Below are 22,738 nucleotides of genomic sequence, written 5' to 3'. Positions count from 1 at the left end.
GATGCTCGTTTAAGCCGGTCTCCCTTTATACCACCGGATAGCGGCCAGGCACAGAGCGGTAACCAGCATGAGTCCGCCAGCGATACCTGCAAAGAGGAGCGGATGATCGGCAAACCCGCTGCCCAGCCAGGCATACAGGAGAATTGCGGGGATTTTACCGATGGCTGAAGCGGTTGTGTACGTCCAGAATGGAATGGAGGCGACGCCTGCATAAATATTGACGGCCATTTGCGGTATGATGGGCAGTAAGCGCGCAAGCAGGATCGACTGAAAGGGGCGCCGTTCCACCACGGCTGTGAACCTATGGATAGCCGCGTATTTGCCGAGCAGTCGCCTGCCGGGCTCCTGGTATAAGGCGCGTACAGCCGCATACAGGATGACGGCGGCTATCGTTGTTCCAAACCACGAAATGGCTGCAGCCCAAACGGTGCCATATGCATAGCCGAGAATAGCGATGATGACTTTGTAGGGTGCAATGGGAAATAAGGCAAGCAGGGTTGCCAGCACGATCATCAGGTAGAGTGGGGGATTTCCTCCAAGCCAGTCCATGATTTCTTGTCTGTATGCAAAAGCCAGCGTCAATGCTATTGTATAAATTGCGGGTAAGATCCATCTCTTCATAAAGAATCCTCACTTTGCGAAAGTCAACCAGAATAGCACCATGATAGCAAAAAAACAGCAATGCTGCCCATCTTTCGGACAGCTAAGCATTTGATTTCGGGTGGGAAAAATTGAATATACAAGCGATTTTTCATATGTTATAATATGTCCAACCGAATAGTTCCCAAAGGGGAGTAGCTTCATAAGAAAACCTATATCGTGGCCTTTTCATGGATGAGTGATCGCGATTCAAGGTAGGTTTTCTTGCGATATAGAATTTCATGGGTTCCGCTGATCACTTATAAATTCTATATCGTAAGTAAAGTCGTCATTACGGGATTAACCATCCCCGGCTTTATTGGCAACGAGTATGTTGTTTAGCGAGACCTTTGCCTGATTTATTTATTAATGAGGTGGAGGTCTATTTTTGCGCCCAAAAAACGCTGTAGACCTTATAAACTAAGGGAACAGCGTTTTTTTTGGATGGAGGACATCGGTAGGCAGAAACCTAAAGAAAATGAAGAAAGGATGGGAGAAGCATGGATTTGATGTCGATGGATTTTTGGATGGCACTGCTATCGATTGTCCTGATTGACCTTGTGTTGGCAGGCGATAACGCGATTGTTATCGGGCTTGCCGCTCGTAATGTCCAGAAGGAAGACCAGAAGAAGGTCATCCTGTGGGGTACCGTCGGTGCGATTGTCATTCGTATCGTGGCCACCCTCCTCGTTGTACAGCTCTTAATGATCCCTGGCTTGCGCTTGATCGGTGGCTTTGCCCTGTTGTGGATTGCCTACAAGCTGATGGTGGATGAGAAGCAGCATGAAATTTCCGCTGGCAACCAAATGTGGGCGGCAATCCGTACGATTATTATCGCGGACGCGATGATGGGACTGGATAACGTGCTTGCTGTAGCTGGCGCTGCTGGCGAAAGCTTCATGCTGGTTATTATCGGACTTGCGATTTCGGTACCAATTATGGTGTGGGGAAGTACCATTATCCTGAAGTTGACGGATCGCTTTCCAATTATCATCACCATCGGTGCTGCGGTATTAGCCTGGACCGCATCGAAGATGATTGTGGAAGAGCCGATGATTCACAGCTGGTTCGCCAATGGCGTTCTGAAGTACGGTTTTGAAATTCTCGTTATTGCCATTATCATCAGCCTTGGAACTTGGATGAAGAAAAAGAATGACCAAAAAGCGAAGAGCAACCCGGTACAGGTCAAGATGGTCGACTAGGTTAGACTTTGTCTGAGCGCAAGTAAACGGTATAATGTCTTCATGACCGAAGAGAGCTCCGAAGCCCTTTTCGCATGAGGAGGGGTAACACATGGAATTTACGGAAAAATCCGTAGAAGAACGGATTGCGGAGTCGTACCGCCAGGACGAGGATATGATGATCCTCGTGTTTGCCCAGTGGTGTGTGAATCACGGACTGGACCCAGTGGAACTGTACCGTAAGGCATATCCGAATCAGCCGGACAATGAGCGGCTGGCGCGGGTGCTGGAATTAACGGTGCCCAAGGAAGAAGCTGGTGAAATACCGGATCAGACCCTGCTTGGTGTTCTGTCGTTATTCGGAAATGAAGACTTGGCTATCGTTGTAGCCGAGGCAGCGGCCACGCTAGGCTCTGATAAGAAGTAATGTGGAATCATGGAATATCTTACATGTGATTCAAGAGAGAAGCGGGTCGATCAAGGAAAAACCTTGGTCGACCCGCTTTTTTACTGCGCAGATGGTCCGATCAATTTGACGTTCGGCTGGCCATGCGGAATTGTTTAGGCGAAACGCCGAATCGGGAGCGGAAAACGCGGTGAAAATAAGTATAGTTGGCAAAGCCGGAAGTTTCGGCGACATCCTCCAGCGAGAGAGGGCTGAACACAATCCGTTCCTTGGCCATGCTCAGGCGAACGTCCATGGTGTATTGCATGATGGTGGTGCCAAAAGCTTCTTTGAACAGATGGACTGCCCGGGAAACACTGATGCCGACATGGGCGGCGACATCCTCCAGCTTGAACATCGAGGAGGCATTCTCTTCAATGTAATTTTTCATGCGGTAGGCTAGATACGTCTTGGGCGTGGTCGATGGCTGCTCCGATAACAGGCGATCCACTTCGAGACATAGAATCCGTACCGTGTAATCCGAAATCTCCGGATAAGGATCCGATACGCGGCGCTGCTCCAGCAGAATTTGCCGAAACAGACTCAGGTAACGCTCTTCCAGTGGGACCCGAATTTTGGTTGGGCGTTTCTTGGAATTCCACCACGCGTCAGCCCAGGGACCCTTGAAAAAAATATGGTAATCTCCGCTTTCGATGGTTAATTCACCCAAAGCGTTATATTCGTCATCTATTCGGAGTTCATAGGGTTGTCCTGGCGTGAAGATCAACAGATCCCCTGCCTCCACGAGTGACAGCTCGTCATCAATTTTCGCGCGGCACTTGCCGTCGGTCTGCCATCGCATCAAATAGGTGTCGAAACCGTCAGCCAGGGACATCTTGAAAGGTTTACGATGAAATGAGAAATCCGCTGCTACGACTTGGTTGGAAAGATTTGAATCCATTGCTAAAGTCCCCTTTGAAAAATAAGAAAATAATGACCAGATTGTTCATGTTTTAATCATATTCTTCATTTTAAACGAAAGCATAAAAGAATACCATTGTACTAGTCCGAGCACATTTAAAGGCTCAAGGAGTGACAGCGATGAAAAAAATGAAAGCAGGTATAATTGGCTGCGGAACGATCAGCGGCGTATACTTCACGAACTTAAAGAACAGCCCTTGGGTTGAAGTCGTGGCATGTGCTGACCTTATTCCGGACAACGCGAAGAAGAAGGCCGAAGAGTTCAACATCCCGAACGTGTACACGGTTGAAGAGATGCTTGCACAGACTGACATTGAGTTTATTATTAATCTGACCATTCCGGCCAGCCACGCCAATGTGGATATCGCCTCCCTGGAGGCAGGGAAGCATGTTTACAGTGAAAAGCCGCTGGCTATTACCCTTGATGAAGCTCGCCGCGTGCTAAATATGGCAGATCAAAAAGGACTTCGCGTCGGCTGCGCACCCGATACGTTTTTGGGCTCCGGCGTACAGACGGCCAAAGCCGCGATTGAATCCGGGCTTATTGGCAGACCTGTTGCCGCAACGGCGTTCATGATGGGTTCAGGACCGGAAGCATGGCACCCTAATCCTGAATTTTTTTACGCGTCGGGCGGAGGTCCAATGATGGATATGGGTCCTTATTATGTATCGGCCCTGGTAGAGCTGCTTGGTCCTGCAAGCCGGATCAGCGCATCCACAGGCATCCAGATTCCAGACCGCGTAATCGGCTCCGGCCCGCTCCAAGGAAAACCGATCACGGTGCAGACCCCAACGCATTTAGCAGGGACGCTGGATTTTGAGAACGGTGCCATTGCAACCATGATCACAAGTTTTGATATCTTTGGCGGATCGAACCTGCCTTGGATCGAGATCTATGGCACGCAAGGGAGCTTAAGTCTTGGGGATCCGAACTTCTTTAACGGCGAAGTGAAGCTCCGGAAGCACGGCTCCGATGAGTGGGAGCTGCTTGACCCTGCATTTGAATGCGGGACGAACGAGCGGGGCTTGGGTATCAACGATATGATTCAATCGATTCATGAGCGGAAGGACCATCGCGTGAGTGCCCGTCTGGCTTACCACGTGCTGGAGATTATGCAGTCGTTCCAGCAGTCTTCGCTGGAGGGCAGACATATCGTTCTGCAAAGCACATACCGCTATGGCAAACTTCCGGCGCCGCAGCAGGCAGACATGCCGGAATAGCGAACTGGCAGCCCGGTTCATATTCTTGTAAACTGGTTATGAACGACATGCAAACCAGCTTCTGACGGATCTGACAGGATTGCGAATTCTTGGAAATGGTCCGCATGAAAGCGTTGCACTAATATTTGGAGAGCATCCAAAGTGATCAAATGCCTATGGGGAGGAAATGGACATGTCGAAAGCGTTGAAGATCGGAATTATCGGTTGCGGGGGAATCGCCAACGGCAAGCATATGCCGAGCTTGAAGAAGCAGGCGCAGGCCGAATTGGTCGCTTTTTGCGATATCGTTGAAGAGCGCGCGCAGAAGGCGGCTGCCGAATACGGGGTTGAAGGCGCAAAAGTATACACGGATTTCAGAGAGCTGCTGTTAGACGGCAGCATCGATGTTATTCATGTGTGTACACCGAACGATTCGCACTCCGAGATTACGGTTGCATCCTTGGAAGCCGGCAAGCATGTCATGTGCGAGAAACCAATGGCGAAGACCGTTTCCGAAGCCAAAGCCATGCTGGACGCCGCAAAGCGTACAGGGAAAAAACTTACCATCGGTTACAACAACCGTTTCCGGGATGATAGCATGTATCTGAAAGGCGTCTGTGAGGAAGGCGATCTGGGCGAGATTTACTACGGTAAAGCGCTGGCTGTTCGCCGCCGTGCCGTTCCGACCTGGGGCGTATTCCTTGACGAAGAGAAGCAAGGCGGAGGTCCGTTGATCGATATCGGTACCCATGCACTGGATTTGACATTGTGGCTGATGGACAACTACAAGCCGAAGAGCGTGCTTGGATCCACGTTCCATAAACTTGGTCAACGCGAGAATGCGGCGAATGCGTTCGGTCCGTGGGATCCGAAGGAGTTCAAGGTAGAGGATTCGGCATTCGGGTTCATCACGATGGAGAACGGCGCAACGATTATTTTGGAATCCAGCTGGGCCCTTAACGTCGTTGAGACTGGCGAAGCCAAAGCCGTGCTGGCGGGTACCGAAGGCGGAGCTGACATGAAGGACGGTTTGCGTATTAACGGCGAGAAAATGAGCAGATTGTATGAAACCAAAGTGGATTTGAATGCCGGCGGCGTAGCGTTCTATTCCGGTTCCAAGGAAAATGATGCGGACCGTGAAGCCAGAATGTGGCTGGAGGCTATAATTGAGGATAAGGACCCTGTGGTTAAGCCGGAGCAAGCGTTTGTGGTAACGCAAATTCTGGAAGCGATCTATGAATCGGCGAAGACCGGAAAAGCGGTTTACTTCGATAACTAAATCTTACAATCACTACTAATACTTAGATAAACCAGGAGGTATACAATGAAATTAGGCGTATTTATGGTATTGCTGAGCGGACGTAAATTTGAGGATGCTTTGGACTACGTGGCATCCAAGGGACTTAAAGCGGTTGAGATCGGAACAGGCGGTTATCCGGGAAACGCGCATTGCAACCCGGCCGAGCTGCTGGAGAATGAAACCGCGCTGAAAAACTTCAAAAATGCGGTAGAATCCCGTGGGTTGATCATTAGCGCACTGAGCTGCCACGGCAACCCGCTTCATCCGCAAAAGGCAATCGCGAAAGAGTTCCATGACACGTACGTAAAAACGGTAGAACTTGCCGAGAAGCTTGAAGTACCTGTTGTTAACACATTCTCCGGCTGCCCGGGCGACCATGAGGATGCTAAATACCCGAACTGGCCGGTTGCGCCTTGGCCTAACGACTACCAAGAGATTCTGACTTGGCAGTGGGATAACAAGGTCATTCCTTATTGGACCGAATGGGGTAAATTTGCCGCAGATCGAAATGTGAAGATTGGTTTGGAATTGCACGGCGGCTTCTCCGTTCATACGCCAGGCACGCTGCTCCGTTTGCGTGAAGCCGCAGGCGAAGTGATCGGTGCCAACCTGGATCCGAGCCATATGTGGTGGCAAGGGATCGATCCTGTTCAAGCGATTCAAATTTTGGGTCGCGAAGGGGCAATCCACCACTTCCATGCGAAGGATACAAGCATTGACCCGATCAACGTGAACAAACACGGTCTGACCGATATGCAGTCTTATGCCAACATGCTGGATCGCGCTTGGCAGTTCCGCAGCGTAGGCTACGGACATGATGTGAAGGAATGGGCGGATATGATGAGTGCCCTTCGTCTGGTTGGATATGATTATGTCGTAAGCATTGAACATGAAGATGGATTGATGTCCATTGAAGAAGGCTTCTCCAAAGCGGTGCAAAACCTTCAGCAAGTGCTGATCGAAGAGCCGCTCGGAGAAATGTGGTGGGTCTAACAGCGTAGAGGAATAGCCGAATAAGCAATTAGGGGGAACAGCAACATGCTTAACGTAACCATTTGGAATGAATTCGTACACGAGAAGATCCATGATGAGGTTCGCAGCGTTTATCCGGCGGGGATTCACACTGCTTTGGCGGAGGGTCTGCAAAATCCGGATTTCGTTATCAGAACGGCAACGCTTGATCAGCCGGAGCATGGATTGACGGACGATGTACTGGATTCAACCGATGTGCTGTTGTGGTGGGGGCATATGGCTCATGACCAGGTAAGTGACGAAATCGTAAGCAAGGTCGTAAAGCGCGTGCAGGATGGGATGGGTCTGATTGTTCTTCATTCCGGACATTTTTCCAAGCCGTTCAAAGCATTGATGGGCACAAGCTGCGATTTGAAGTGGCGCGAAGCAGGAGAACAGGAAATTATTTGGAGCGTGAATCCGACGCATCCGATTGCGGCGGGAATTACGGGGCCGATCATCATTGAGCACGAGGAAATGTACGGGGAGTTCTTTGATATTCCAGCCCCAGATGAGCTGGTATTTGTCAGCAATTTTGAAGGCGGCGAAGTATTCCGCAGCGGTTGCACGTTCAAGCGTGGTCATGGAAACATTTTCTATTTCCGACCGGGGCATGAGACCTATCCAACCTACTACAACCCCGAAGTGCTGAAAGTGATCACCAATGCGATTAACTGGGCTTATTCTACAGCAGGCAAGCAAACCTTTGGCAACAGTCAGCCGGTTCGCGCGCTTCCCGTTTTAGTCTAAGCTACAAGCAGCGTTTTTTTAAGAAGCAATGAGTTAACGAGTCGTTCAGGGGGCAATCCTTGAGCGGCTCGTTTTATCGTTGGCGGTGAAAGTTCACCGAAATGTTTTTGCCAGCTAGGGATAGAATATACCTAAGTATGGGGTATTGTTATGATATACAAGAAGGGGGGCTGTACACATGAGTGAAGTACAAAGCGCACCTGTAGATCCCGCAACCATCGCCATATGCCAGGCCAAGCTTGTCCATCAACCCGTTGAGGGCTTCCTGCTGGGGAGAGGAGTCCGCTTCGCCAAGATTATGTTTATCGGGGAAGCACCCGGCGCCCATGAAGTTCTGGAAGGCTTACCTTTTGTAGGGCAGGCCGGACAAGAGATGAATGCCTACCTGGAACGGCTGAACCTGACCCGGGAGCAAGTCTATATTACCAGTGCCATGAGAAGCAGGCCCTATAAGGAAAAGATAATCGTGAGGTCCACGGGCGAGCGTGTCATCAGCCGCTCCAATCGGACACCGACGAAGGCGGAAATATTGGCCCATGCACCTTTGCTTGATGAAGAGATCCGATGGGTTCGCCCACACATTATCGCACCCATGGGAAATACGGCGCTGCACCGGTTAATCGGAAGCCATGAAACGGTGACATCGCTGCACGGCAAACTGATGGAAGGCCCGGTCCAGCAAGCAGCAGATCCGGAGAATCCCGGTGGGGGCTATATGTTTTCAGTGGAAACCTATAAGATATTCCCTCTGTTCCATCCAGCGGCCGTACTGTATAATAGGAAATTATCCACTTTGATCGAGGAAGATTTGGATATTTTGGCTCGTATATTATGGGACAAACGCTGATTTTATGGGAAAAAGGGGCTAGGTGGTTTTCAGTTTCTCGGAAATGTGCTAAAATGAAACATACTTACAATTCGTAAGTTTTCTAGATTTTTGATTAAGCTTATGAGTTTCTATAAACAAGGTGACTTCGTAAAGAGGTGAAGGGATATGGAAGTTACAAATGTTACGATGTGTCCCCGTTTTGAATCTGCATTTTCTTTTCTGGGCAAACGGTGGAACGGTTTGATTATTCAAACGTTGATGAGCGGGCCTAAGCGCTTTAAGGATATTTCGAATTTGATTCCGTCCATGAGCGATAAAATGCTCTCCGAGCGGATGAAGGATTTGGAATGTGAAGGCATTTTGATTCGTCATGTCTATCCGGAAACACCGGTACGTATTGAATATGAACTGACTGAAAAAGGCAAAGCACTGCGTCCGGTGATGGAGCAAATTGCATCCTGGGCAGAACAATGGGTCGAAAGATGAGTCATCTTAAGACTCCCCTTGATGATTAAACCCTGGCATGAGACATCCTCATTTCAGGGTTTTTTTTCTAAATAGCAGTATGATTCCTGTTTCTTTACGGCAAGAATAGGTGGACATGCACCAAGCGGACGCAGCTGCTATATAATGTGAAAAACCCAGCAGCATATCAAGGAGGCGAGCCCATGACCAAGCGAACGTATATCTCCCGTTTCCATTATGGACAAGAGGACATCTCAGAACTTGAAAACGCTTCATTAAAAGTGCTTCATATTTTTGAGAAAACCAAGCGGATGCTGAGCCAGTATGTGCCGGACTCCCTGTGGCTAGCTGTGTCTGGAACAAGCCCGGAATCTGCAGAATCCGTTTACCCAAGCAGTGCCGATGCTGCAGGCATGTTTCAGAAATGGGTCAAAGCCCCCGGCGGATGGAAGTTCATTGGTTATGAAACCGATAAATTGAATGCGTCCACCGGGCAGAATATAGGACGAACGGGAAGATTCCTGCAGATGATCATCTGGTCACTCTATGAGAAAATCGCGATGCTGCATCCCATCCTTGGCAGCGAGCCGTTTTTTGACGGGGAAGAGCTGGATGTGATCGCGAATTATTTTGTGCCTACGTATATCAGCGCCGTACCGTTGGTGGAACAAGGAAAGGCCTTTAAGACCATTCAGGCCGACATTGTTCTGTATCAGGAGCATATTCAGGCACCTGCCGTCATTATGCAATCGGATCGTGGCTTATTGGAGGGGAACTGGATGACCGGGGTGAACCTGGACGCGAAGGGGTTTGCCGGGATTCGTCCTTATTTGAAGGTTCCTAACGGCGAACGAGCCTATATGGAAGCCGATATTATATAGAGAGCATTCTTCATCATAACCTTGTTCCGATGCGGACAGGGTTATTTTGTATATTTGTTTAAAATTTTAACGATTTATGTGAAATATATCACAAAAATTAATGACGTCAGACGATATAATTTATGTGAAAGGAACGGAATACCACGATCACTAGATAAATGTGTTGGGGAGGAATCGAACTTATGTCCAATATAAAGAGAGAAAAGTTAGTTGTCATTGGCAACGGTATTGCCGGGATTAGTACGGTCGAGCAAATCATTAAATTGGGTGGGAATTTTGACATCACCGTCATTGGACAAGAGCCTCATCCGAATTATAACCGCATCATGCTGTCGTATGTGCTGGAAGGCAGCAAAACATTGGATGACATTGTATTGAATGATTGGAAATGGTACGAGGATAACCATATCACTTTGCACACGGGTGCCACTGTAACTGCCATTGATGGAGAGCGCAAGGTCGTGACAGCCGACAACGGATTGACGGTGCCTTATGACAAAGTCATGATAGCTACGGGCTCGAAGCCCTTTATTTTACCCGTACCGGGAAGTGACAAAGAAGGCGTTATCGGTTTCCGAAACATTGCCGATTGCACGCAGATGCTTCAAGCCGCTAAGGCATACAAGAAAGCGGCTGTCATTGGCGGGGGGCTTCTGGGTCTGGAAGCGGCCAAGGGATTGGTCAGCCTGGGCATGGAGGTGACGGTAGTTCATCTCATGCAGGATTTAATGGAGAGCCAGTTGGACTCGATGGCATCCGGCATGCTGAAAAGGGAGCTTGAACAGCAGGGCATCAACTTCTTATTAGGCAAGCAAACAACCGAAATATTGGGAGATACCAGAGTTACGGGACTCCGGTTCAAGGATGGGGATGAGCTTGAAGCCGACCTGGTGGTTATGGCAGTGGGCATCAGAGCGAACACCGCGATCGCCCAAGCGAGCGGAATCGAAGTGAACCGGGGCATCGTAGTCAATGATTATCTTCAAACTTCCTGGCCGGATGTGTATGCGGTTGGCGAATGCTGCGAGCATCGGGGGGCATGCTACGGCCTGGTTGCGCCGTTGTTCGAACAGGGACAGGTATTGGCGAAGCATCTATGCGGCGTGGAAGGCAAGCCTTACGAGGGAAGCATTGTATCGACGAAGCTGAAAATCAGCGGGGTTGATGTATTCTCTGCCGGCGAGTTCATGGAGCAAGCCGAACACGCGGTGATCACCGCGAAAGATGATTGGCGCAAGACCTATAAGAAAATATTAATTCGCGACAATATCATCGTTGGGGCGATATTGTTCGGAGATGTGAGCGATTCGGCAAGCCTTCAATCCATGATTCGGAAAAAGACAGCCATGACGGATCAGATTTACGATTCGATCATGGGCACTGACAGTGCAGGGACAGGAAGCGCCAAGGCATTCTCGCTGGAGAAGATGCCCGATGATGAAATCGTATGCGGCTGCAACGGCGTAACCAAAAAAGCCATTGTGGATGCCATTACTCTCCAAGGCCATACGACAGTGGATGAGATTAAAGCATGTACAGGAGCTACCCGCTCGTGCGGCGGCTGTAAACCTGTCGTGGAGCAAATACTCCAGAGCGTATTGGGCGATGGCTTTAAGGCGGCAGGCAAACAAGGCATATGCCCATGCACAACGCTCGATCGGGACGAAATCGTCGCCGAAATCCGCGCCAAGGGGCTTACCACGACGAAGGAAGTCATGCATGTTCTGGAGTTCAGCAACCCGGAGGGCTGCTCGAAATGCCGTCCTGCCATTCATTATTATCTGGCGATGCTGAATCCGGTAACCCATCAGGAGGAGAGAGAATCCCGATTTGTCAACGAACGGATGAACGCCAACATTCAGAAAGACGGCACGTACACGGTAGTCCCAAGAATGTACGGCGGCGTTACCACACCGGAGGATTTGAAGAAAATCGCGGATGTATCGCTTAAATATAATGTGAAGGTCGTAAAGGTTACCGGCGGACAGCGTCTGGACCTCATCGGTGTTAAGAAGGAAGATTTACCGAGGGTTTGGGAAGAGCTCGATATGCCGTCGGGTTATGCTTATGCCAAATCGCTGCGGACCGTGAAGACCTGTGTAGGTTCCCAATTTTGTCGTTTCGGTACGCAGGATTCGATGGGCATGGGGGCATTCCTCGAGGAGAAATTTGAAAGACTGGATTTTCCGGCGAAATTTAAATTGGCGGTCAATGGATGTCCGCGAAATTGTGCCGAGTCGTGCACAAAAGACATCGGGATCGTTGGCAATGACGGTGGATGGGAAATATTCGTTGGAGGCAACGGCGGAACGAAAGCGCGTCTGGCTGATTCGTTCTGCAAAGTGAAAACGGATGAAGAGCTGATCGAAATCTGCGGAGCCTTGATGCAGTATTACCGTGAAACCGGCAAGTACCTGGAGAGAACATCGGAGTGGGTGGAGCGCTTGGGACTGGAACAAATCCGAGCGGTTATCCTGGATGATCCCAAGCAGCGTAAGGAACTGGTGGAGAGAATTGAGCTCGCCCTGCAGCAAGTCGAGGATCCTTGGAAGAAAGTGCTGAACGACGAGAAGCTGCGCAATACGTTATTCGAGGATGCAAGACCGGTCAGCAGCAAATAAAAGAGGGAGGAACATACTTCCCTCTTGCCGCCTGAACAAAGAGAGCTATTCGAAGTAAGGATGAGGATAGAAAAGAGAAGTGGAGGTTATATGTTATGGAAACCGGAAGATTTATTACGGTAGGGAATGAACATGATTTTCTGTCACAGCTCGGAAGGGTGGTCCAACTTGGAGACCGGGAGATTGCCGTCTTCCGGACTTCGGATCATCAATGGTTTGCGCTGGACAATCAAAGCCCACATCCAAAAGGAGGGCCGCTTTCAGAAGCCATCGTATCCGGGCACTACATCTACGATCCGTTATACGATTGGAAAATCGAGCTTTCAACCGGGCTCGTACAGGCTCCGGATCAAGGTCAGGTTCGTGTGTATCCGATTCGCGCCGTGGACGGAAGGGTTGAGGTGGGTGTTTAAGGCCAGCAATCGCATAATCAACAGACGATATCAAGGGGTGGTATCCCATGTTTAAAACCGATGTGGAAGCCGTCGTCAATGCCGCCGTCGGGAAAAAAGAGCAGATGAATAACAATCTGCTGCGCTATATGGTATCGGCTATGCTGGCGGGCGCGTATGTCGGCATTGGAATTGTATTGATCTTTAAGCTGGGGGCGCCGCTGGCAGCTGCCGGCTCACCTTTCCAATCCCTCGTTATGGGAGCTGCATTCGGAATTGCGCTCACGTTGGTGGTGTTCGCCGGATCCGAGCTGTTCACCGGGAATCATATGTTTTTTACGATAAGCACCTTATCCGGACGAACGACGATGGGGGATACGCTGAAAAACTGGGTACTCGTATTTATCGGCAATTTGGCTGGAGCGATTCTGCTCAGCTATCTGGTGTATGCTTCCGGCCTGTTCAAAGGCCTGGCGCCGGACCATCTCATCTTCACGGCTGCCGCCAAGAAAATGAATGATCCGTTTATGGAGCTGTTTTTCAGAGGCATCTTGTGTAACTGGCTTGTCTGTCTGGCTTTATGGATGGGGATTCGGGCCAAAGGAGAAACGACAAAGCTGATCTTAATATGGTGGTGTCTGTTTGCCTTCATTGCGACAGGGTACGAGCATAGCGTAGCCAATATGACACTTCTGACGCTTGCGACGATTTTACCAGGGCATCCCGAGACCATTTCCATCGGTGGATGGATCAGCAACATGGTGCCGGTCACCCTGGGGAATATGATTGGCGGCGGGTTGTTTGTAGGCATGGCTTACTGGTTTATCTCGTCGGGAAAAGGGAGCAAGCAAAAGTAGGCTGTCGTAGGCGGTAGCGAACCTTGGAGCGGAATGAATGATAGCTGTTGCATCCGCTGCCTTGGGGAGTCAGCCATAAAGATTCTCGGTTGCCCAAGCGGTTGACCGCTTCATTCACCGTGCGAACGAGATGTTGTGGAGGAATTCCATCCTCCAAGTTCATTGTCAGATGAAGTTTAACCTGATGAATAAACAAAGAAACCGTTCTTGGTTAATGGTCTGTCATTCTTCCATTTGCCAAGAAACGGTTTCTTTTTTGTATATTAATAGAGTGGGGGGATATCCGCTTTTTAGAGATGTCATCGCTGGAGCGAACGGGAGGGCGCTAGCATAAATAAGCTGTCCTCCTCAGTCATTGAACTGAAAGGACAGCTATGCGAATCTTGTCTTCCCAATCGTTTTACCGATGTTCCACGAGGTCAATCGCACCGAGCACGATATGAGCCAGTCCGAAGCCGAGAATACCGGTGGCGGCAAGTTTATACTTGCTGCCAAGCAGAGCGGCACCCGAAGCAGAAACCACAGTTCCAAGAACAGCAGGAATCAAACCTTCACGCATGCTGAGCACTCCCTTTAATTGGTTTGGAAAGACAAGGTTTATTGTAAGCAGATGACTGTAAATTATGCACAGAAGGGAGCAGGCCGGTTAAATCCGGCAGATTTCGTTCGGACACAGCTCGCAATGGCAGATTTCCTGCAGCATCGGAAGATCTTTAATGACAATCATCCCGCCGGCATATTCGATGGCATCTTTTTTGCGTAAGTCACTCAGCATCCGGTTCACGCTTTCTCGGGTTGCCCCAATCATGTTCGATAGATCGGTGTGGGTAATCTTCTTGTTGATGAGAATGGTATCATCCGCTTGATGCTGCCCGTAGGTATTGCTCAGACGGATGAGCGTCGACGTTAAAGCACCGGGCTTTCCGTACATCATGAGATCACGGAATTTGGTCTGGGTGATGCGGTGGTGAATGCCCATCCACTTCATAAAATCAATGGCAAAGTCGCAATGCTGACAGATCAGCAGCTCCAGATCCTTGTGCTCGATGACTCCGACAACACTATCCTCAAGCACCTCTGCCGAGAAACTGTGGTTGTTGCTGAAGAATGGATCGGCTTGACCGACCATGTCTCCTGGATGGTACATATATAGAATAAGCTCTTTGCCTTCATCCGTCGATTTGGTTAATTTAATTCTTCCTTGTTTAACGAAGTACAGCTTGTCGGCGAAGTCACCTTCCCAGAACAAATGGGATCCTTCAGGGAGTACCCTTTCCTTCATGGTGACCAGCAGACGGTTGCGGTTTTGTTCCGAGAAGCACTGCGTGTTCCCTAAGTTTTCGATTTCCATTACATGGTCTACAGTATTCATGTTGGTATCCCCTAACATCCTAAAATTTGATCTGTTTAATCTTTAAATACATTATAACGTGAAAACATTCACTTTTGGGGGGGAATAAGAGGGAAATCGTGGCGAATTTTCAAACTTTGTGATCTCTTTCACTTGAAAGAAGGGAAAGACAGGTATGAATCACACAGAAAAGATAAATTTTAATATTGTGAAATATTTCACATGATTTTAGAAACAGCTGTGTTACGATCGAGGCGTAGAGAAGAAAGAAACACGAACCATGGGAGGATGAGAGATATGGCTGTGAGCAAAGGAACGGTTGAAGTTAAAGGACAAACGGCAGCAGAGTACATTCAGGGTCTGATTGACAAGGCGAATCGGGCCAAAGAAAAGTTTATGGAATTGAATCAGGAGCAAGTCGACGGGATTGTACAGGCGATGGCCATGGCAGGCCTTGAGAAGCACATGCAGCTGGCGAAGATGGCGGTTGAGGAAACGGGACGCGGCGTGTACGAAGACAAAATCATCAAGAACCTGTTTGCCACAGAGTATATCCACAACAGCATCAAATATGACAAGACGGTGGGTATCATTGAAGACAACGCTTATGACAGCTTTCAAAAAATAGCGGAACCGATCGGGATTATCATGGGGATAACACCGGTAACCAATCCGACGTCCACGACGATATTCAAAGCGCTGATCTCCATTAAAACAAGAAACCCGATCATTTTCGGATTCCATCCATCCGCTCAGGCCTGCAGCCGGGAAGCTGCGCTGATATTGCGGGATGCCGCCGTGAAGCAAGGTGCTCCTGCCGATTGCATCCAGTGGATCGAAGCTCCTTCCATGGATAAAACCAATGCGCTCATGAATCATCCTGACGTCGCCTGTATTCTGGCTACGGGCGGTTCGGCGATGGTTAAGGCGGCATACAGCTGCGGCAAGCCGGCCCTCGGCGTAGGACCAGGTAACGTGCCCTGCTTTATAGAGAAGAACGCCGATCTGGATCAGGCGGTGAACGACTTGATTTTGTCCAAGACCTTTGATAACGGCATGATCTGCGCTTCGGAGCAGGCTGTCATTATCGAGGAGCCTATATATCATACAGCGAAGAAAAAAATGATCGCCAGCGGCTGTTATTTCGTCAACAAGGAAGAGCTGGCGAAGCTGACTGCGCATGCGATGGTATCGGAGAAATGTGCGGTCAATCCGTCCATCGTCGGAAAGCCGGCCGCTAAAATTGCCGAGGCATGCGGTTTCGAGGTGCCGGAAAGCACCAAGATCCTGGTCGCCGAGCTGGAAGGGGTCGGTCCGGCTTATCCGTTGTCCGCCGAGAAGCTGAGTCCGGTTCTGGCCTGCTATAAGGTAAAGGATGCCGAGGAAGGCATAACCCGCGCAGAAGAGATGGTTGCTTTTGGCGGCATGGGTCACTCGTCGGTGATACACTCGCACAATGAGGACATCATCATGAAATTCTCGGATCGGATGAAAACCTGCCGCATCCTGGTGAACCAGCCTTCTTCGCAAGGCGGCATCGGCGATATCTACAACACGAACCTGCCATCGCTGACGCTGGGCTGCGGTTCGTATGGACGTAATTCCACTTCGTCGAACGTGACGGCTGTCAATCTAATCAACGTGAAAAGGGTGAACCGCAGAACCGTGAATATGCAGTGGTTTAAAGTGCCGGACAAAATTTACTTTGAAAAAGGTTCCACGCAGTATCTTGCGAAAATGCCGGAAATCACCCGTGTCGCGATCGTTACCGACCCCATGATGGTGAAGCTGGGTTATGTGGAGCGGGTGGAGCACTATCTGCGTCAGCGCAGAGTGCCGGTAGCCATCGAAGTCTTCTCGGAGGTCGAGCCGGATCCTTCGACAACGACCGTAGAACGCGGAACGGAGATGCTTGCCAGGTTCCAGCCGGACTGCATCATCGCCCTCGGCGGCGGATCGCCAATGGATGCAGCCAAAGCCATGTGGCTGTTCTATGAATATCCGGATACGGACTTTAACAATCTGAAGCAAAAATTCATGGATATCCGCAAACGGGTCTATAAATATCCGAAGCTTGGACGGAAGGCAAAGTTCGTTGCCATTCCAACAACGTCGGGAACGGGCTCGGAAGTGACTTCGTTTGCCGTCATCACGGACAAAGGGCTGGGGAATACCAAATACCCGCTGGCTGACTATGAGCTGACACCGGATGTGGCGATTATCGATCCGGAATTTGTGTACACCTTGCCTAAAACGGCGGTAGCCGATACCGGTATGGACGTTCTGACACATGCAATTGAAGCCTACGTATCGGTGATGGCCAGCGATTACACGGATGGGCTTGCCATCAAGGCCATACAGCTGGTGTTCCAGTATCTTGAGCAGTCGGCGCTTACCGGTGACAAGCTCGCCCGCGAGAAAATGCATAATGCTTCGACACTTGCCGGCATGGCTTTTGCGAATGCGTTCCTGGGCATCAACCACAGTCTTGCGCATAAGTGGGGCGGCCAGTATCACACGGCACACGGACGCACTAATGCTATCCTGATGCCTCACGTCATCCGTTACAACGCCAAGAAGCCAACGAAATTCGCGGCATGGCCTAAATACACCCATTTTGTAGCTGATAAGAGATATGCTGAAATCGCACGGATTCTGGGGCTGCCGGCAAGAACGACGGAAGAGGGCGTAAACAGTTTGATTGCCGCGATCCGGGAGCTGAACAGCAAGCTCGGTATCGAGGAGTCGTTCCAGCAGCTTGGCATCGATCCTAAAGATTTCGAGAAAAATGTTGAGCATTTGGCGGATCGGGCTTTTGAAGACCAGTGCACAACGAGCAATCCGAAGCTGCCGCTGGTGACAGAGCTCGCAGAAGTTTACCGCAACGCATTCTACGGCCGGTTCTAAATAGGATAGGTATTGAACGCCGATCATGAAGAACTGTGAAGGTTTTGAGGTAAGGTATGCGAGACCAGGACCAGAGTGATAAAAATCACGGGAAAGTATAAGTTTGTGATTATTATCACAGATACAAGAGATCAACAGGACTACAATAAAGGTGTAGAAGGAAGCTGAATCTCAGATCTTTGATATAGAAGCTTGAAGGCACAAGGCGGGGTAGTTGCATCATTGGTCGTGAAAATTATCACATGTAAAGATCTGAGATAGATCAAGGTGTGGCCCCGCCTGTCCTTGCAAGCCCCAGCAAATCTAGGAGGGATTCGATATGTCGGTGATTGAAAAAGAAGCAGGCTGGAAAGGTTTTAAATCAGGTAAATGGACCAAGCGAATTGACGTTAATGATTTTATTGCAGAGAACATTGCTCCCTATTATGGCTCTGATGAATTTTTGGCAGGACCCACGGATAACACCAAAGCGCTGTGGGATATCGTATCGGATTTAACCAAGAGGGAACGGGACAACGGCGGGGTTCTGGACGTGGATGTCCATACACCTTCAACCATCACCTCCCATCAACCTGGCTATTTGGATAAGGATAAAGAACAGATTGTCGGCGTTCAGACCGATGAGCCGTTCAAGCGCTCGATTCAACCTTTTGGCGGGATCCGGATGATGATTGATGCGTGCAACGCATACGGCTTTGAAATGCCGCAGGCAGTTGTGGACATCTTTAACGGCATCCGCAAAACGCATAATCAAGGCGTGTTTGACGCCTATACTCCTGAGATGAGAGCAGCGCGCAAGGCCGGGATTATTACGGGACTTCCTGATGCGTACGGTCGCGGACGTATCATCGGTGACTATCGCAGAATATCGTTATACGGTGTAGATGCACTGATTCAGGACAAATTGAGAGAACTCGCCGAGCTTGAAGTGGATGCCATGGATGAGCCGGTTATCCGTTTGCGCGAAGAATTGTCTGAACAAATGCGGGCACTCAAGGAACTGAAGGAAATGGCGGGTATGCACGGTTTTGACATTTCCAAGCCTGCGAATACGGCGAAGGAAGCATTCCAGTGGTTGTATTTCGGTTATTTGGCTGCGATCAAGGAACAGAATGGCGCTGCGATGTCGCTTGGCCGGGTATCTTCTTTCCTTGATATTTATATTCAGCGGGATCTGGCTGAAGGCAAGCTGACGGAAGAGACAGCCCAGGAATTGGTCGACCATTTCGTTATGAAACTTCGGATCGTGAAATTCCTGCGTACGCCGGATTATAACGAGCTGTTCAGCGGGGATCCGACGTGGGTGACGGAATCCATCGGCGGGATGTCGGTAAACGGTGAGACGAGAGTGACCAAGAACAGCTTCCGCTTCCTGCACACCCTGTACAATTTGGGACCTGCTCCGGAACCGAACTTGACGGTGCTGTGGTCGGAGAAGCTGCCGGAAGCCTTCAAAAAATATTGTTCGAAGGTTTCGATTGAAACCAGCTCGATTCAATACGAGAATGATGATCTCATGCGTCCGATCTACGGAGACGATTACGGCATCGCCTGCTGTGTATCCGCCATGCGCATCGGGAAGCAGATGCAGTTCTTCGGAGCCAGAGCGAACCTCGCCAAAGCGCTGCTGTATGCGATCAACGGCGGTAAGGATGAGAAATCCGGCGCCCAGGTTGGACCGGAATATCCGGCCATCACCGCCGAGGTTCTGAGTTATGATGAAGTCATGAAGCGATTCAAGCCGATGATGGAATGGCTCGCTAAGCTCTATATGAATACACTCAACGTTATCCATTACATGCATGACAAATACAGCTATGAACGGATTGAGATGGCGCTTCACGACCGGGATATCCTGCGCACGATGGCATGCGGCATCGCAGGCCTGTCCGTAGCAGCGGATTCACTGAGCGCGATTAAATATGCGAAGGTGAAGCCGGTACGCAATGAGCAAGGGATTGCGGTGGATTTTGAAATCGAAGGCGAGTTCCCTTGCTACGGCAACAACGATGATCGCGTGGATAGCATCGCCGTTGAGTTGGTCGAGGCCTTCATGAGCATGATTCGCAAGCACAAGGCTTACCGTGATGCCATGCCGACCCAATCGGTGCTCACGATTACGTCGAACGTCGTATACGGCAAGAAGACAGGAACCACGCCGGATGGACGCAAGGCAGGCGAGCCGTTTGCTCCGGGCGCGAATCCGATGCACGGACGCGATAAGAAGGGAGCTCTCGCTTCGCTGACCTCCGTGGCCAAGCTGCCTTATGAGGACAGCCTCGACGGCATCTCGAATACGTTCTCGATCGTGCCAAAAGCACTTGGTAAAGAGAGTGATATCCGTGTGAACAACCTGGTTTCGATGCTGGACGGTTATTTTGGCAGCAAAGCGCACCATCTGAACGTCAACGTATTTGACCGGGAGCAGCTGATCGATGCGATGGAGCATCCGGAGAATTATCCGCAGTTAACGATCCGGGTATCCGGTTATGCGGTCAACTTCGTCAAACTGACGCGCGAACAGCAGCTCGATGTCATCAACCGTACGTTCCACGGATCGATGTAAGAATGGAAGACAACCATAGCGGATACAGAAAGGATGACGCACCATGCTAAAAGGTCATGTACACTCCATAGAAACGTTCGGAACGGTGGACGGTCCGGGTATCCGCTTTGTGCTCTTCATGCAGGGCTGCCTCTTGAAGTGTCAATACTGCCATAATCCGGATACCTGGGGACTGCATGAAGGACGCGAGATGACGGTGGAGGACGTGCTGGCTGAGATTGAACCTTATCTGAGCTACTACCGTTCATCGGGCGGCGGGTTAACCGTCTCCGGCGGTGAGCCGACATTGCAGTATCCTTTTGTCACAGAGCTGTTCAAGGAAGTAAAGCGCCGGTGGAATTTGCATACGACTCTGGACAGCAACGGCTATAATGAACCGGAGAAAATATCGGAATTGTTGGAGTTTACCGACTTGGTGCTGCTTGATCTGAAGCATATCAACGACGAGAAGCATATTAAGCTTACCGGGAAGTCCAATGAAAGGACGTTAAAGACCGCCCGCTGGCTGTCTGACCATGATCGGAACATGTGGATCCGGCACGTCTATGTGCCGGGCATCCATGATAGCGAGGACGACTTGATTGCACTCGGTCAATTCATCCGGACGCTGCACGGCGTGGAGAAATTCGAAATCTTGCCTTACCATCAGATGGGCGTGTACAAATGGAAGGAGCTCGGCATGGCTTATCCATTGGAGGGCGTGCCTTCTCCGTCCGAGGAAGAAGTGGCACGCGCTTACCGGTTGATTGGAGAGATACCCGAGAAAATACAGACTGTCCAGAATTAATGCCACCCGTATAATACTAAACATAATATGTTACAATTAATAACAATAACCTTTCCTAGATATGGAAGGGTTATTGTTTTTTGTAGAGGATTTTATCCCTTGGATAGAAAAATATCGACCTATCGAAAAGTGGAATCGCTTTCTATAATGAAGATGTAAGGAAAGCGCCTATCAAGTATACAAACACTTCGGGAGGGTCAAAGACAATGAAGAAAAAGGGTCTGGCTTTATTAATGTCGCTTCTGTTCGTCTCATCCACGCTTTTGTCTGCATGCGGCGGCGGTGACAAGGCAGCAGAAAAACCGTCAGGTGGTTCGGAAGGAACGGTGAGCAATGAGCCGTTTGAAATCACCATTCGCCATACGCAAGTAGGTGAATCCAAGAAATTCCGTCTCGCATTGCTGAACGATGTTGTCAGTAAAACCGAAGAGGCGGTACCCGGGCTGAAAATCAAGCTGGACGCTGTAGACTCTGAAGTGAACCGTAAAGAGAAGTTGAGAGGCGAGATGGCAGCCGGTAAGCCGCCGGAAGTATTCGATGTGTTCGGCAGCCCGGATGCAGGCGTATATTCCAAAGAAGGCTTGATGCTCGATTTGACTCCGATTTTGGATGAACTCGGCATTAAAGACAAATTTACGACACTGGACCCGTTCACACATGACGGCAAGATCTACGGATTGCCAATTGGCGGTTCCATTGAAGGGATTTTCTATAACAAGGATTACTTCACACAAAAGGGCCTGAGTGTTCCAAAAACATTGGCCGAACTGGAGCAAATTGCCGAAACGATCAAAGCCGACGGCAAGATTCCTTTTGCGCAATCCTCCAAGGATGCTTGGATTCCACTCATGACCACGAATAACCTGTGGAGCTACTATGCAGGTGCGGAGGTTACTTACGGCTTCAAGACCGGAGAAACCAAATGGACGGATCCGAAAGTCGTGGAAGGCGTGAAGAAGCATCAGGAATGGGTTGAGAAAGGGTACTTCAAAAAAGGCGAGCTCGGCTTCGAATACGCGGATATGAGAAACCAAATGATCACCGGCGAAGCCGTCATGATGATGGACGGATCGTGGGCAAACTCCGTATTTCGAGATCCGGCTCAAGCAGGTGATATGGTAGGTAAGGTCGGCTACTTCAACTTGCCTCCGGTTAATGAAGGCGACCCTGTCATCGTCATGCAGGACGCAAACAACGGATATGGATTCTCCGCAGCGGTAGCAGAAGATCCTCGTAAACTTCAAGCGGTTAAAGAATTCATTAAAAATATGTGGACAGATGAAATGCAGCTTCGCGGACTGAAAGAAGACGGTGTACTGCCGGCCATGAAGATGGATCTGGCAACAATGAACTCCACTTCGGATGATCCGCTTATGCAGGACATTTTCAAAGGCGTCAGTGAGATCAACAAATCCTTCCCTGCCTTTGATGCACTTGTTCAAGCAGACGTGAACACCGCACTGAGCATGGGAATTCAGCAGGTTATCGGCGGCGAGCTTGATGCCGAGAAGATGCTGGAGAATGTGCAAGCAGCGCAAGAAGCGGCTAATGCTTCAGAGGAATAACTAAAATTCTAGACGAAAGGGCACCACCCGCTGCGGTACATGGGGGTGCCCTTTCGCCTAAACAACATCA

The 22,738-nt window shown here is 49.8% G+C and carries 20 protein-coding genes; 16 read left to right on the top strand and 4 right to left on the bottom strand.

Going from position 1 to position 22,738, the window contains the following annotated elements; translation table 11 throughout:
* Positions 1–9: 9 nt before the first annotated feature.
* Complete coding sequence (locus tag PLA01S_RS09315) at positions 10–621, bottom strand: TVP38/TMEM64 family protein (protein ID WP_127591759.1); 612 nt, start codon at positions 619–621, stop codon at positions 10–12.
* A 518-nt stretch (positions 622–1,139) separates the two neighbouring features.
* Here PLA01S_RS09315 and PLA01S_RS09310 point away from each other — a divergent pair.
* Positions 1,140–1,841, top strand: coding sequence for a TerC family protein (locus PLA01S_RS09310; RefSeq protein WP_100536195.1), 702 nt, complete (start codon positions 1,140–1,142; stop codon positions 1,839–1,841).
* Positions 1,842–1,932: 91 nt separating this feature from the next.
* Positions 1,933–2,247 (top strand): protein YxiS, encoded by a 315-nt coding sequence (yxiS, locus tag PLA01S_RS09305; RefSeq protein WP_100536196.1) that lies wholly within the window; start codon positions 1,933–1,935, stop codon positions 2,245–2,247.
* 100 nt (positions 2,248–2,347) lie between these two features.
* Here the strand turns inward: yxiS and PLA01S_RS09300 are convergent, their stop codons facing one another.
* A complete protein-coding gene (locus PLA01S_RS09300) occupies positions 2,348–3,166 on the bottom strand; it encodes an AraC family transcriptional regulator (protein ID WP_100536197.1) in 819 nt (272 codons plus the stop codon).
* Positions 3,167–3,306: 140 nt separating this feature from the next.
* On the opposite strand from PLA01S_RS09300, the gene PLA01S_RS09295 reads away from it, so the two are divergent.
* From PLA01S_RS09295 to PLA01S_RS09250, 10 genes are all read left to right on the top strand, one after another.
* Entirely contained in the window at positions 3,307–4,407 is a 1,101-nt protein-coding gene (locus PLA01S_RS09295) for a Gfo/Idh/MocA family protein (RefSeq protein WP_127591758.1), read from the top strand.
* Positions 4,408–4,579: 172 nt separating this feature from the next.
* On the top strand, positions 4,580–5,665 hold the full coding sequence (locus PLA01S_RS09290) for a Gfo/Idh/MocA family protein (protein WP_127591757.1): 1,086 nt from the start codon (positions 4,580–4,582) through the stop codon (positions 5,663–5,665).
* A gap of 45 nt (positions 5,666–5,710) precedes the next feature.
* Positions 5,711–6,679 (top strand): sugar phosphate isomerase/epimerase family protein, encoded by a 969-nt coding sequence (locus PLA01S_RS09285; RefSeq protein WP_127591756.1) that lies wholly within the window; start codon positions 5,711–5,713, stop codon positions 6,677–6,679.
* A gap of 45 nt (positions 6,680–6,724) precedes the next feature.
* The gene (locus PLA01S_RS09280; protein WP_100536201.1) at positions 6,725–7,447 is read left to right on the top strand and encodes a ThuA domain-containing protein; all 723 of its coding nucleotides are present in this window, start codon (positions 6,725–6,727) and stop codon (positions 7,445–7,447) included.
* A gap of 178 nt (positions 7,448–7,625) precedes the next feature.
* Positions 7,626–8,294 (top strand): uracil-DNA glycosylase, encoded by a 669-nt coding sequence (locus PLA01S_RS09275; protein ID WP_127591755.1) that lies wholly within the window; start codon positions 7,626–7,628, stop codon positions 8,292–8,294.
* Positions 8,295–8,441: 147 nt separating this feature from the next.
* Positions 8,442–8,762: a winged helix-turn-helix transcriptional regulator gene (locus tag PLA01S_RS09270; protein ID WP_071223811.1), complete on the top strand. Its 321-nt coding sequence runs from the start codon at positions 8,442–8,444 to the stop codon at positions 8,760–8,762.
* 182 nt (positions 8,763–8,944) lie between these two features.
* Positions 8,945–9,622: a hypothetical protein gene (locus PLA01S_RS09265; RefSeq protein WP_127591754.1), complete on the top strand. Its 678-nt coding sequence runs from the start codon at positions 8,945–8,947 to the stop codon at positions 9,620–9,622.
* Positions 9,623–9,804: 182 nt separating this feature from the next.
* Positions 9,805–12,243 (top strand): nitrite reductase large subunit NirB, encoded by a 2,439-nt coding sequence (gene nirB / locus PLA01S_RS09260; RefSeq protein WP_127591753.1) that lies wholly within the window; start codon positions 9,805–9,807, stop codon positions 12,241–12,243.
* A gap of 95 nt (positions 12,244–12,338) precedes the next feature.
* Positions 12,339–12,656: a nitrite reductase small subunit NirD gene (gene nirD, locus PLA01S_RS09255; protein WP_127591752.1), complete on the top strand. Its 318-nt coding sequence runs from the start codon at positions 12,339–12,341 to the stop codon at positions 12,654–12,656.
* A 47-nt stretch (positions 12,657–12,703) separates the two neighbouring features.
* Complete coding sequence (locus PLA01S_RS09250) at positions 12,704–13,492, top strand: formate/nitrite transporter family protein (protein ID WP_127591751.1); 789 nt, start codon at positions 12,704–12,706, stop codon at positions 13,490–13,492.
* 400 nt (positions 13,493–13,892) lie between these two features.
* Here the strand turns inward: PLA01S_RS09250 and PLA01S_RS09245 are convergent, their stop codons facing one another.
* Together PLA01S_RS09245 and PLA01S_RS09240 are read right to left on the bottom strand one after the other, a co-directional pair.
* Positions 13,893–14,051 (bottom strand): asparagine synthase, encoded by a 159-nt coding sequence (locus tag PLA01S_RS09245; RefSeq protein WP_071223816.1) that lies wholly within the window; start codon positions 14,049–14,051, stop codon positions 13,893–13,895.
* Between the two features lie 87 nt (positions 14,052–14,138).
* Positions 14,139–14,864, bottom strand: a complete 726-nt coding sequence (locus PLA01S_RS09240; protein ID WP_100536208.1) for a Crp/Fnr family transcriptional regulator — start codon at positions 14,862–14,864, stop codon at positions 14,139–14,141.
* Between the two features lie 276 nt (positions 14,865–15,140).
* On the opposite strand from PLA01S_RS09240, the gene adhE reads away from it, so the two are divergent.
* The 4 genes from adhE to PLA01S_RS09220 all read left to right on the top strand — a co-directional run bounded on the left by adhE (position 15,141) and on the right by PLA01S_RS09220 (position 22,668).
* Complete coding sequence (gene adhE, locus PLA01S_RS09235) at positions 15,141–17,750, top strand: bifunctional acetaldehyde-CoA/alcohol dehydrogenase (protein ID WP_127591750.1); 2,610 nt, start codon at positions 15,141–15,143, stop codon at positions 17,748–17,750.
* Positions 17,751–18,069: 319 nt separating this feature from the next.
* On the top strand, positions 18,070–20,316 hold the full coding sequence (pflB, locus tag PLA01S_RS09230; RefSeq protein ID WP_127591749.1) for a formate C-acetyltransferase: 2,247 nt from the start codon (positions 18,070–18,072) through the stop codon (positions 20,314–20,316).
* Positions 20,317–20,359: 43 nt separating this feature from the next.
* A complete protein-coding gene (pflA, locus tag PLA01S_RS09225) occupies positions 20,360–21,103 on the top strand; it encodes a pyruvate formate-lyase-activating protein (protein WP_127591748.1) in 744 nt (247 codons plus the stop codon).
* A 206-nt stretch (positions 21,104–21,309) separates the two neighbouring features.
* Positions 21,310–22,668: an ABC transporter substrate-binding protein gene (locus PLA01S_RS09220; RefSeq protein WP_127591747.1), complete on the top strand. Its 1,359-nt coding sequence runs from the start codon at positions 21,310–21,312 to the stop codon at positions 22,666–22,668.
* The last annotated feature ends 70 nt before the right edge of the window (positions 22,669–22,738 follow it).

The sequence above is a fragment of the Paenibacillus lautus NBRC 15380 genome (assembly GCF_004000945.1).
Classification (GTDB): domain Bacteria; phylum Bacillota; class Bacilli; order Paenibacillales; family Paenibacillaceae; genus Paenibacillus_AQ; species Paenibacillus_AQ lautus.
The sequence above is the reverse complement of the archived record's forward strand: the minus strand, read 5'-3'. Positions and strand labels throughout refer to the sequence as shown.